This is a genomic window from Psychrobacter sp. APC 3279 (assembly GCF_030407795.1).
Classification (GTDB): domain Bacteria; phylum Pseudomonadota; class Gammaproteobacteria; order Pseudomonadales; family Moraxellaceae; genus Psychrobacter.
This window is the reverse complement of sequence record NZ_JASDCR010000002.1, coordinates 36890-49951: the sequence shown is the minus strand read 5'-3', so window position 1 is coordinate 49951 and position 13062 is coordinate 36890. Positions and strand designations below refer to the sequence as shown.

The window sequence follows — 13062 nt, the reverse complement described above, 5'->3', positions numbered from 1 at the left end:
CTTAGCTGCTTAGCTGCTTAGCTGTTTAGCTGTTTAGCCACGAATATAAAGCTCTGACACTAATATATTACGACATGTTAAACATAGTGTCTCGAATGGGTAAGGTTTATCTGCTAACATTCAGCACGTAATTGATTATGTATAATAGGTATTATCCATTTATCGTTTGGTTTTTCCACAATAGGGATATGTCATGATTGCTTCTCGTCGTTTTCTTTCGTTGGTCACTAGCATTTCTGCAGCGCTTGTATTGAGCGCCTGTCAGCCAACGACAGAGGACAACCAATCAAATCCTGCAGAAGAAACCTCACCGCCAGTGACTGATATGCCACATGCTGAGCATGACGATATGGCAGATGATACTCTAAAAAATGACAGTGATAACAGTGTCAGTGATGAGTCTCAAATGAGCGATATGCTCAGAGACTATACGAGATCGATGACTAGAATGCATGATGAGATGATGATTGGGATGGGGTATAACGATCCTGATACCGCTTTTGCTAAAGGCATGTTGGGACATCATCGCGGCGCGGTAGAGATGGCAAAAATAGAGCTCAAATATGTCACTGACGAAGCGATGCGCCAACTTGCTCAAGACGTCATCACGGCACAGCAAGCTGAAATCGATGTCTTAAACAAGTGGCTGGCTAGCCATCCTGATGCTGCCAAACCTAAGCCAAATACTGTGGCAATGCAGCAAGCATATGCTAAAAACATGGAAAATATGCATGGCGAAATGACTTTGGGTGTGGCTGATCCCGTACCTGATATGGCATTTGCACGCGGCATGCTACCGCATCATATTGCCGCTGTTGATATGGCAAAAGTTCAGCTCGAATATGGGACAGATGAAGAGATGCGTCAGTTGGCGCAAGACGTCATTGATAACCAGCAAACTGAAATTGATATGATGAGAAACTGGATTGCTGCGCTTGAGGCTGCAAATAGCGACAAAGACGATAGCTCTGTAGATGAAAATATTGAGCCCGAAACTACCGATAATAAGAACTCAGATAACCCAGATAACAGAGCTAAAGAGCAGTAAACGTATATCTTCTCGCTAACCTCTGACCTATCGAGCATTTAAGTTGCTTGGACATATCTACAATATTAAAAGTGATTTAGAAAACCCTCTTCTAAGCATGATTGCTCGGAAGATGGTTTTTATTATGGAAAGGTATTTTATATAGCATCGTGGCTACCGTTTCATAACATTGAGCCATGTCTCCCAACCTGCATCACCTTTTAATTGCTCATTATCATTGTCTAGCGTCTTATCTTCTTTTGCTAAGCGTAAGCTTACTTTATGAGGAGGTACTGCTCCAGTCATGCTAATTGTCTCATCTCGCGGCTTCACTTTAGTTGTCGGTTCGGGTTGAACCTGAACACACATCAGCTCATCACGACGGAATAAATAACATTCAACAGGATGCGCTATATTAACCAAGGCGGTAAGCTGTTTCGTATCCGCTTTGATGCCGTCAATCGCGATAATAACGTCATGTGCTGAAATACCAGCTTTAGCCGCAATACTATCTCGCATCACACGATTGATTTTGAGCCCAGCTGGCGTTTCGTTACATCGCATACCCCAAGGCACATGCTTGTCAGCCGTTTCTTTAGTATTCGCCTGTATTTTGACACCATTTGCAACTAGCAACGCTTCAATTGGCAGCTCTTCTACCCCGTTGACATAACGGCGTTCAAAATCTTCCCATTCTGCTAGCGGCATAAACTGCTCAATAACAGAGCCCATGTCAGCACTACTGATACCAATCCGCTTACTGTCGTTCTGCTTGGCTTGAGTATAAAAAGCTTTGACCACATCAAACAAACGATAACGACCATCACTATTTTCGAGTAAGATTAGATCCAGACATAGGGCTACCAACGCGCCTTTATTATAGTAGCTGATACCCGCATTGCCTGTATTTTCATCGGTGCGATACAGTTTAATCCAAGCATCAAAACTCGACTCTGCCACGCTTTGATTACCACGCCCTGGAGTCTGGTAGTAGCGATTAATTTGCTCGGCTAGCAGTCGCAGATAATTGGCTTTATCAATCACACCTGACGCTTGCAACATGAAGTCATCGATATAAGACGTAAACCCTTCGAACACCCAAAGTAATGGGGTAAATGCTTCAAGACGCAAATCGACATCGATCATGACATCAGGACGTACCGTCTTCACCCACCATGAGTGAAAATACTCGTGACTACATAATCCTAAAAATCGCTGATAATCTGTACTCGGTAGCTTTGGCTCATTGGTGCTTGGCAAGTCATTACGCGGGGTAATAAGGCTAGTCGAGTTGATATGCTCAAGCCCACCATAGTCTTGACCACTGGCAAAGGTCATAAAGGTATAATCGTCAAATGGCGCATCGCCTAACCAATCTACGTAGGACTGACAAATCTGAGTAATATCCTGCTGCAACCGACCTAGATTGGCATTCTGCTTGCCTGCCAGATAAAAGCTATGATGTAGCGTCTGATGCTCATTATCATGAATAATAAAATCAAACTTTTCTTGTTCTGCTATTTCAAATGGATAGTCAATTAGTTCGTGATAGTTGGCTGCCTGTAACTTATAAAGGTGCTGACTATTCGCTTGCTGACGGCCTTTTTGCTGTTGATCAATCTGCAGGTGCGTAGCGTCCAAACCACAGGCCAACAGTACTTTGCTACTTTCTTTGTCTGCAAAAAATGTATCAGGCACAATCAAGCTAACTTGGACAGGTGATTGCTCTTGCCCTTCGACGGCTAGCGCAAGTGAGGTGAAATTACCATAAAGTCGTTGCTGATCGACGTAGGCCGTACGCACAGACAAGTCATAGCAATAGACTTCGTACTCGACGATGACCGTCTGCCCTGCTTGCACCGCTGGCAGCTGCCATGTGTTTTTATCGATTTTCTGCGCGCGATAAGTCTTTGGCTGCTTGTCACTATCTGCTGTTGGAGCTTCTATTATTTGATAATGTACCGCAGTGATGTTTCGGGCAAACTCACGCATCAGATAACTGCCTGGTATCCACGCTGGTAACCAAAGCTGCGGCGCGTCGGATACTGCTGTAAAACTCAGTGAGACATCGACCAAATGCTCGTAGAAACGGGCAAAATCAAATTGATAGCTTATATCAGCTATCGTTTTAGCTTTAGTATCATCATGATTGGTCGAAACATTACTCGTTGGTTGTTTAGTAGTGGTATTGGCAAATGCAGTCATCGTGTCTCTCATCCTTATTTTTATAATTATGCTAGAAGTCCTACTCTAAAAAAGCAACTCCTAAACCATGAATAGCCAATAGCTATGCATTAACTATAGAAAATAGCAGTTATTATTGTAAATTGTGGCATTAATTGGCATTTTTTATGTTTTTTGCCTTGAAAGTTATGTGGGCCATCTCAATTAAAGATGCTAACTGCTAAAGTTACTTTAATAAACTGATGATAATTGACTAATGACGTGGCCTTTTGGCTTGCAGATTGGCTTTTTTAGGTTTATTGCAACCGTATTTAATTTTTTACATAGATATATTTAGGATATTTTATGACTACTATCGCAAAAGACACTGCCGTCAAATTCAATTACACACTAAAAGACGACGAAGGCAATATCCTTGACCAGTCACCAGAAGGTCAGCCACTTGCTTATCTGCATGGTCACAGCAACATTATCCCAGGCCTAGAAGCACAATTAGAAGGTAAGTCTGCTGGCGAAAAAGTTAATGCAGTCGTTGAACCTGCTGATGGCTACGGCGAATACCAAGAGCAAGCAGTACAGCACGTACCACGTGACAACTTCCAAGGCGTTGATGACATTCAGCCTGGTATGCAGTTCCAGTCAGAAGCTGGTGGCCAAGTAATGTTGGTTACTGTGACTGCTGTGAACGATCAAGAAGTGACTGTTGATGCAAACCATCCATTGGCTGGCAAGCGTTTGACATTTGATGTTGAAATCCAAGAAGTACGTGCAGCAACTGAAGACGAATTAAACCATGGCCATGTACATGGTGCAGGTGGCGTTGAGCACTAATATCTTCTAGAGTGTAGTGAATATAGTTAGATAATAAGTTATTAAATTTATCATCTAATCTAAAAGGCCAGTAGCCGATAAGGTTACTGGCCTTTTTTTATATTTATCTCATGGTAAGTTTTGAATTAATGTAGATGTGCTCATCTATGAACTGAATACTAATTCCGTATACAGTGCTACTCAACTTGAATACTATCTACTTAAAAAACCTGACACAAAAATTATTAGTCTCCATACGTAACAAAGCCGCATAACGACAAGCGTCATGCGGCTTTTATTACCAACCATCCATGTTAGCGTTACGTGATACCTAATCCCGGGGCATCTCATAACTGACAGGCATCCAGCCTTATCATCCTTAATCAGCAAACTACTTATCCCTAGTGCGACCTTTAAGATACCAATCCCTAGTATCAATGAACCGTTTCGTTCAATCGTGCCGTACAGTTATAGTCGCAGATTGACCCTTCGTTGGTAAGAGGTCTAAACGTCAATCTATGTAAGCATATGCTTACATAGATTACGTAACGCTATAATAACTTCACATTATAGCTTCTCTTCAGGGCTAAGCATTGTCTTAGGTTCCGCGCTGAGCATAAGGTAAGCTGCCTCATTAATGAACGCTTCATCCTCTGGTAACTCTGGACGTTCAGCTGCTTTCATACGGCTACGCTCTTCAAATTTTGCGTCCATCGCTGCTTGATAAGTATTCCAGTTAGAGTACGGACGCTCACCAGTTGCGATAAGGCGCTTGTTTTCTGCTTCTAATGAGCGTTTTTCAATTAATTGCATTTTAGCTCTGCGGCTATTGATATCTAATCGAACAGGTTTCTTTTCATCATCCATGTTACGAATATCATTTAGTGTCGACAGATAAGTAAATTGTGGGTTTTTTTGTTGGCGAATCTTAGACTGCTGATTGAGTGTCGCCAATGTATCACTGGTAAACGTCCCTTCAGGCTTGTACGGCGCCGTTCTGATAGTGTCCCAAGGCAATGCTTTTTTCTGAGCGCGCTCGCCAAAGGTTGCATCATCATAGATATTAACTAGCTCAACGTCTGGTACGACACCTTTATTCTGCGTACTACCGCCAGTGACACGATAAAACTTACGCTGAGTTAAGGTAGCAGAGCCCAAGGCTAAGCTATCGAGCTGAATCTGCGCCGAGCCTTTACCAGTTGTCGTACTACCAACCACTAATCCGCGACCATAGTCTTGGATAGCAGCGGCAAAGATTTCACTGGCTGAGGCTGATGCTAAATTGGTAATGACCGCCATCTTGCCATCATACAGCTGCTCGCCGCCATCGTTGTCGCGATACACTTGAATATTGCCGCGATTATCACGAATCTGTACTAGTGGTCCGCTCTTGATAAAGAAACCTAACATCTTGGCAACTTCATCCAACGAGCCACCAGGGTTATTGCGCAAATCAACCACTAGGCCATCGATATTTTGTTTATTCAACTCTTTTAATGCTTTTTCAGTATCGATACTAACGCTACGGTAGTCTTCACCATTACGACGCGCCCGATAGTTTAAATAAAAGCTTGGTATCTCAAGTACGCCAATACGTTTTGGCGTCTTATCAATATTAGGACGCTGCACTTCTACCACTCGCTGAGTGACGCCTGACTCTTCTTGCTGAATAATGTCTCGTACCACCGTGACCGTACGGGCGCTAGCATCTGGGGTGTTAGGTTGACGTAGTTTCAGTGTAACCGATGTACCGCGTTTACCACGAATCAAGCTCACAATTTCACGCGTTGACCAACCAACCACGTCCGTCATGGTTTCGCCATCTTTTGCAATACCAACGATCAAGTCATTGGGCTTGATTTGACCCGACTTGGCGGCTGGACCACCATCGACCAAAGTCACAATACGGGTATAGTCCGGATTTTTGCGATCTGGACGAATAGAGACACCAATACCTTCTAACTGAAGACTAGACTGGATTTGTAGTTCCGTCGCTTGAATCGGTGCATAGTAATTACTGTGCGGATCATAGGTCAGCATCGCCGTATTTAAGATGGTCTCCATGATTTCATCATCTTTAAGACGCTTAAACTGCTCTTGTTGACGCGACAAACGATTTTGTAAAATTTCATTTGGCGTACGCTCATCGTTACGTACCAAGTCTTGCCCACGAGTGATATCTGGGTTACTTAAAAACACTTTCTCTTTGGCTTTTTCGTCTTCTTGACCGAGGGTAATACTCATCAACTGGAACTTTAATTGACGTTCCCAGTAATCACGCTGCTCTTTTTTGGTTTTAAAATGGCCGAGTTTTTCACGATCAAGAATGATTGTGTCATTACCTGTCAAATCAATATCTGTTTTGAGCATCTTAGTGGCCATTGCAAAGTACTCGTTTGAGCGTTTGCGGTAACGATCATACACCTCTACCCCTGCAGATAGATCACCTTGTTTTAGACGAGCACCAAAGTCTTCAGCGTGCTTTTTCTTCAGCTCATCAACATCGGATTGCAAAAACAACGTATGGTTTGGGTCAAGGCTATCAATATACATTGATAGGATTTCACTACCAGTCTTGCTATCCAAAGGTTGATTGAGATAATGACTGCGATCCAGCAAGGCAGCTACTTGACGGGTGGTGACCTTTTGCTCAGGGGTCTGAACGAAACTTCCCGTATTGGTCTCGGCGACTGCAGTACCGTAGCTTTGGGTCAGGATAATACCAGCGATGCCCACTGACGCTGCACTGAGTAACCACTGTGCTGGTTGTTTTTTCATCATATGTACCTAGTTATTTGAAGTTAATAGTATTGGGTAATTTATCAGAATTAGAAATGCTCGAATCTGTTATGACCTATAAATGCTGCGCTTTTTATTCTTATACTTTATGCATCATTAAATACTGATATATAGTCAAAAATCAATCAATATTATCACGCGCATAAATACTGAACTGTCTCAAACTGTATAAGCAATCTTACACGCTACCTCTGTACATACCAAACTTTCTATCACTTTTATCATACATAGTAATTGAGGGCTATTAACATCGATTTGATGACTGAATCTACTGGCTATTAGTAAATTGATTTGACCCCAATAATCTGCCACATTATGCTCAGTTAATAATAACTGTCATAATAAGATAGCCATATATAATCATTCACCCTCATAATATAACCATATATAAAATAATAAGGAATACGCGATGTACGGCGTTTTAATGATAGATATCGATAGTACTGCTTTGACCGCTGAAGATGTCAGTTTGATTAAACAAGCACAGGTCGGCGGAGTAATATTGTTTGGTCGCAACGTCACAGATGCGGCCCAAGTCAGAGCACTATGCGAGGATATACGTTATCACAATCAAGACATACTTATCGGTGTGGACCAAGAAGGTGGACGAGTCGCGAGGCTACGTGAAGGATTCACGCCCCTACCTGCTATGGGGCGATTGGGTGAGCTATTTAATCAAGACCCAAATCAAGCACTCAGCTGCGCCTACGATTGCGGTTATCTAATGGCAGCTGAAGTGCTGGCTGTAGGAATCGATTTGAGCTTTGCACCCGTACTAGATAGAGATGGTATTAGCCAAGTCATCGGTGACCGCAGTTTTCATCATGAGCCACAAGCCATCACTGCGCTTGCAACACAGTTCATGCGTGGAATGAAAGCCGCTGGTATGGCAACCACTGGTAAACACTTCCCCGGTCATGGTGCCATCGCTCCTGACTCGCACGTATCAGAAGCCATAGATACGCGCAGCTTGGATGAAATCATCAATAGCGACATGCAACCTTTTGCTCAAACGCTACATAGTCTGGACGCTCTTATGCCAGCACATGTGATATTTTCGCAAGTAGACGACAAGCCAGCAGGATTCTCTAAAATTTGGCTACAAGATATCATTCGAGATGAGCTTAAATTTGATGGGGTATTATTCTCTGATGACTTATCGATGGCAGGTGCAAAGGCGGCTGGTGATGTCAGTGCTCGCGTAAAAGCGGCCATTGATGCCGGTTGTGATATTGCCCTCGTGTGCAACGACCGTGTGGCTGCTCATGAGGCGGCTAAAGCTGCGCAAGATCTGCCTTACCCTAATCAGCAACGTATCAAAACCATGCGCGGCAACATCCCAACATGGCAAGGCGACCTTGAATCTACCTGCCAGCAGTTTGAATACTGGCAGCAAGCCAAGCAAAATGTTACTCAGACTTTCTTTGATGCGCAAGCTGATGGTCAGACTGCTAAGCAATCAACAGATCCTACTCTGTATAAATAATATCTTGTCCAACTGTCATTGAGTAGCATACAAAAAAACCGCACCTTTATAAGATGCGGTTTTTGTCATTCGGCTACTATAATCAAAATAAGAACAAATAGATTAATTGGTTGGGTTTACCGCAGTACCTTGGGTAGCATCATCGCCATCTGGTAACAAATCGTCGTTGTTACTATCTAATGGGTTTATGTCTGGATCTAGCGAATCACCGTTTATCATCATGCCATCATTGGCGCTGACCACTTCGTCATTGACCATAAACTCAATACGGCGATTGCGGAAGCGACCTTGTTCGGTTGAATTATCTGCGATTGGTTCTGATTCGCCCATGCCTTTGGTCGTTAGTTTACTGGCATCAACTCCCTTAGATACTAGATACGCTTTCACTGACTCAGCACGCTCCTGAGACAGCTCCATATTATAGGTATCAGAGGCTTGACTGTCTGTATGACCGACAACCATCAGCTTCATATCAGGTACATTATTAATGATTCCTGCAGCACGAACTAACAGCGCTTTATTGACCTCAGGTATAACCGCTTCGTCTACTTGGAAGTTAATCACCTGAATACTCAAAGCGCGAGCAACATCACGTGGATCTGGGTTTTTACCTAGATTGGTCATCGCCACATCTGCAGCAGCCAGACTGTCATCAATCTCGCCTTGTAGGTCTAATGGACCTTCAGCTTGCACGGTCATGGCAGGAGCAGCTGCTTGTAAGTCAGCAACCAACTTGTCCAACGCGGCTTTATCAGGAGCGTTGACAGTAATGTTATCGCCTTTGATAATCATACTCGCGTTCGGTACATTTTTGATAATTGGTAATATCGTTGCCAACTGAGCAGATGCTGGCATATCTACTGCAAAATTATCATCAACGTCATCACGGCATTTATTAGCTTCGTCACCAAATGCACCAGTCAAAGCGTTCATAACATTGGTTTGTAATGTCTCATCACCTACACTCATACGACAAGCATACAGCTCGCTATTTTCACCAGTTGCGATACTCAGTGATGCAGGTTCAATCGCGCCTGCAACCGCTAGTGCCTCATTACCTTGTGCCCCTTGCTGCACTGTAGCCGCTGGCGTTGCTACAGGTTCAGGGTTTTCTTGACAACCTCTGAGTAGTGCCCAAGCCAATGCACCCAAGATAATCAAACCAATAATAGGTAGCAGTGCTTTCATAAAGCTCTCTTTTGGCTCTTCTTCTCTTTGCAATGGCGCTGTACTAGTGGTATCAGAAATCGGTGTGCCAGCCGCAGTAGAAGTGGCAGCGACTGCACTAGCAGGCAAAACAGTACCCGCCCATGCAGGGATATGATGCTGGTAACTATTTAGGTTGTCATTCAAAAATTGTGGAACGGGCGTGGTACCAGCTAAGCTTTTTATCTCATGAAAAGCCAGTGGCGCTGCCATTGCAATCAAACCACGTGAAGCAGTCGCATCGACATTGTGTTTGCCTGCCAGTTCGCGAGAGATTTGGTCGCGGTGTGCTCCTTCCGTCCATACACGGTCATAAAAAGCATTGTCATCACGGGCAATGTTCTCATTGACGAAGCGGCTAAAAGTATCATTGTCTGCAAGACGAGCAGCAAAAATGGCATAAAACTGTTCTAATAGATTTTTCTTAGCTGGGCTACGGTCATCTTCTAATACGGCTGGGCTGACGGTGCGTGTCAAATGGCTAATAATATCCATAATATGGCTCTCCCCTTAATTTTTATTTATATCATTCGTTTGCTCAAAAAGCAGCTGTATCATTCTTTTATATTAAATCATCATAGTAGTAGTCATGGTGGTGATGAATTCATCAAACTACTTTGTTTGGTTTTGATTATTATAAAATTCTTAAGCTGCTATTCACAGTCTGTACGTTGTTGTGCAAATGATACAGTAAGTAATGTTTCGGTTGGCACACGTAACTGTAGCTAAATTACATGAAAAGATAGGCCATATAAAAAGACACGCCCTATGAAACAGCGTGCCTTATAAAAACTATCTAACTTGAGCTGGTTCAGCAACGATAACCGTGTTTGCCATCTCATCTACTTCTGAAGGTGAAAAAGGGCCTGGCGGTCTGGTCGTTTGATTATTTGAAGGAAAATTGTTGGGAATATTGCTCGCGCCATTGGTAGGCAGATTGTTGGGCGCATTATTAAAACTATTATTATTGTTAGGCAAAGGAGTTGGTATCACACGATCTCCAGTATTATCATCTGATGCTTGGTATTCGCCAGAGTTACTACTTACCCCATTATTATTGAATTGATTATTAATCCCCGCCCCATCATCTACAAACTGGTTATTTGAATTTGCTACGTTGTTCGTAGCATCACCAATATTGCTATTATCAGGCAACGGTAATGGTGCTGTACTCTCGACCACCATCGCTGGTGCTAAGTTGCGTACTTCTGTAACCAGTTTTTGCAGCAGCATATTGTCTGGCGCCTCCAGTGTGAGACGATCATTTTGCACATGCAAACGTGCAAATGGTGTTGATCTAAGCATTGTCAAGACATTGGGCAGTGTCTCCACAGGCATATTAGCGATTGTGGTTGCTACCCCATCCTGTATGTTTAATTCACAAATACTTGCCTGCTCACCAAAGCTTGTATTGAGTGCCTGTTGCAACGTGCTTTGCAGTGCAGCATCGCCAACGGTCGCGCTACAAGTGTACAAGTTACCGCCGTTGTCTACACCGACAATAATCTCAACAGGAGTCGTTGTTGGTACAGGAGGCACGGGCGCTGGCGGTGGTTCAACAGGTACTGTGGCCACAGGTTCTACTGGTATTTCATTATTGGGTTTCACTAATAATGCCCACGCTGCTAGTGCAAGCGCGGCAAGAGCTACTATTAATAAAAACACACGTATTAGTAGATCGTTTCGTTGATTACGAGTACGCACCTGCGCACGCTTCAAATTACTGTTTTCTGCCAGGTGATAATCTGCTGGATTGGCATGAATAGCATCACTGTTGGCCACTATATTGTCATCTAACGCTTCAGTGCCTACGCGCTCAGCAGTTGATATTGGCTCTATACTTTCTGCATCATTATTTGTTATTGGTGTGACTATTCCAGTATCTAAAGTGGCGTCGTCAAGTCTGTTGGATATGTCGTCACTTACTGTCAAATGCACTGGCACATAGTCATCATCTGAATTGAAACTTGTTTGTACTTGCTGACTAGCGCCTTGAGTATCCGTAATCACAGCGGCTGCCCAGATAGGTAAATATGGACGTAAAGCAGCCTGTTTTTCTTGTAAAAATGCTGGCAAAAACTGCCCATTGGCCAATACTTTTAGCTCACGATATGCCAACGGCGCGGCACTAATTAGTAGTTGCTCAGTTGTCTGTTCATCAATGTGATGGGTGGCTGACAATTCTTGGACAATAGTCTCTTGCAGACTTTTATCTTGCCATATTTGTTCAAATAGAGGGCTTTCATTATTGCTGCTGGTAATAATTTGATCAGTACGCAGCAGCTGTGAGTAGACCTGTGGAATAGCTAGACGCGCGGCCAAAACAGCATAAAACTGCTCAAGTAAACTGACATAAGCGACATTGTTGCTATCATTACCAATTACTGCTGGGGTTACTGTGTGTTCTAGCTGGTCAATAATGTTCATAATCCACTGCCTCCATCAGCCTTATTTGAATGTGCAAAATTAAGCACTTATTTTATTTTTATCCATGCCACTTGTGTATTTTGCTTCTTTGTCTAGAAGATTGATTGCAGCGCAGATGAATGAACACTACTCTCGTCTTTAACCTTGCTCCAAAAGTTTCACTTATGTTGCATGGTACACTGCTACATTATTCACTATAACCGCATAAAAAAGCATCGTTTTGTCACACAATAGGTATTTGCGTTATCGCAACTGCTGTTAGTATTAGTCTATTGCTTATGGTTAGTACTTAATACGGATCAGACGTCAAATTTATTTTTACTCAGCCCTAACGCTTAGGCTTTGAATATTGTCACTTGTAGCTTGTCATTTGTAACATTGTCACATATCAGGCACAGCCTAAGGATTTTCATTTGTTAAATCATACGACGCTTATTATCATTATTACCGTTATTGTCAGCTTATTAGCTTGGCAAAACAAGACACTATTTAATCGACTGATCTTCTATCCACCAGCCGTCAACAATGGGCAATGGGATCGCTTTGTGACCCATGGTTTTATTCATGCTGATAGTATGCATCTGCTATTCAACATGTTTACTTTGTATTTCTTTGGGCGTGCTATCGAAGGACTGTATCAGCCGTTTTTATTTGGCTACGGTTTTGTAGTTTTTTATGTGTTGGCAATTATCGTTGCTATGATTCCAAGTTACGTGAAAAATAAGAACAACGCCAGTTATTTAAGTTTAGGCGCATCAGGCGGCGTATCGGCTGTGCTATTTGCTTTTATCCTTTTAGCACCGTGGGAAAGAATTTACCTCTTTGCCGTGATCCCTATTCCTGCGATACTATTTGCCGTCGCTTATATATTTTATAGTATCTATGCTGATCGACGCGGTGGTTCAAATATCAATCATATGGCTCATATGTGGGGCGGCGCATTTGGCGTTATCGCCACGATCGTTTTGGAACCAAAAGTACTACCGCACTTTATCAATGCGTTGCTATCACCGGGATTTTAGACATTTTTACGTATAATAAAGCTAGCACTTTAAAGACTGCAATATTTTATAAACTCCATTTTGCGCAGGGTACACTTCTACATTGGAGATTTAGTAATACA

The 13062-nt window shown here is 42.9% G+C and carries 8 protein-coding genes; 4 read left to right on the top strand and 4 right to left on the bottom strand.

The window, feature by feature from the left end; all coding sequences use genetic code 11:
* The first annotated feature begins 193 nt into the window (after positions 1 to 193).
* A complete protein-coding gene (locus tag QL898_RS01160; protein ID WP_290175507.1) occupies positions 194 to 1048 on the top strand; it encodes a DUF305 domain-containing protein in 855 nt (284 codons plus the stop codon).
* A 153-nt stretch (positions 1049 to 1201) separates the two neighbouring features.
* Here QL898_RS01160 and QL898_RS01155 read toward each other — a convergent pair whose 3' ends face one another.
* On the bottom strand, positions 1202 to 3232 hold the full coding sequence (locus QL898_RS01155) for a PDZ domain-containing protein (RefSeq protein ID WP_290175506.1): 2031 nt from the start codon (positions 3230 to 3232) through the stop codon (positions 1202 to 1204).
* A 324-nt stretch (positions 3233 to 3556) separates the two neighbouring features.
* On the opposite strand from QL898_RS01155, the gene QL898_RS01150 reads away from it, so the two are divergent.
* Positions 3557 to 4042 (top strand): peptidylprolyl isomerase, encoded by a 486-nt coding sequence (locus QL898_RS01150; RefSeq protein WP_057758283.1) that lies wholly within the window; start codon positions 3557 to 3559, stop codon positions 4040 to 4042.
* Between the two features lie 546 nt (positions 4043 to 4588).
* Here QL898_RS01150 and QL898_RS01145 read toward each other — a convergent pair.
* On the bottom strand, positions 4589 to 6799 hold the full coding sequence (locus QL898_RS01145; RefSeq protein ID WP_290175505.1) for a carboxy terminal-processing peptidase: 2211 nt from the start codon (positions 6797 to 6799) through the stop codon (positions 4589 to 4591).
* Positions 6800 to 7229: 430 nt separating this feature from the next.
* Here QL898_RS01145 and nagZ point away from each other — a divergent pair, with 430 nt between their 5' ends.
* Positions 7230 to 8306, top strand: a complete 1077-nt coding sequence (gene nagZ / locus QL898_RS01140; protein WP_290175504.1) for a beta-N-acetylhexosaminidase — start codon at positions 7230 to 7232, stop codon at positions 8304 to 8306.
* A 102-nt stretch (positions 8307 to 8408) separates the two neighbouring features.
* Here nagZ and QL898_RS01135 read toward each other — a convergent pair whose 3' ends face one another.
* Together QL898_RS01135 and QL898_RS01130 are read right to left on the bottom strand one after the other, a co-directional pair.
* Positions 8409 to 10007 carry an OmpA family protein gene (locus QL898_RS01135; protein ID WP_290175503.1) on the bottom strand — a complete coding sequence of 533 codons (1599 nt, stop codon included), beginning with the start codon at positions 10005 to 10007 and terminating at the stop codon, positions 8409 to 8411.
* Positions 10008 to 10304: 297 nt separating this feature from the next.
* A complete protein-coding gene (locus QL898_RS01130; RefSeq protein ID WP_290175502.1) occupies positions 10305 to 11939 on the bottom strand; it encodes a hypothetical protein in 1635 nt (544 codons plus the stop codon).
* A gap of 413 nt (positions 11940 to 12352) precedes the next feature.
* On the opposite strand from QL898_RS01130, the gene QL898_RS01125 reads away from it, so the two are divergent.
* On the top strand, positions 12353 to 12961 hold the full coding sequence (locus QL898_RS01125) for a rhomboid family intramembrane serine protease (protein WP_165598370.1): 609 nt from the start codon (positions 12353 to 12355) through the stop codon (positions 12959 to 12961).
* Positions 12962 to 13062: the final 101 nt, after the last annotated feature.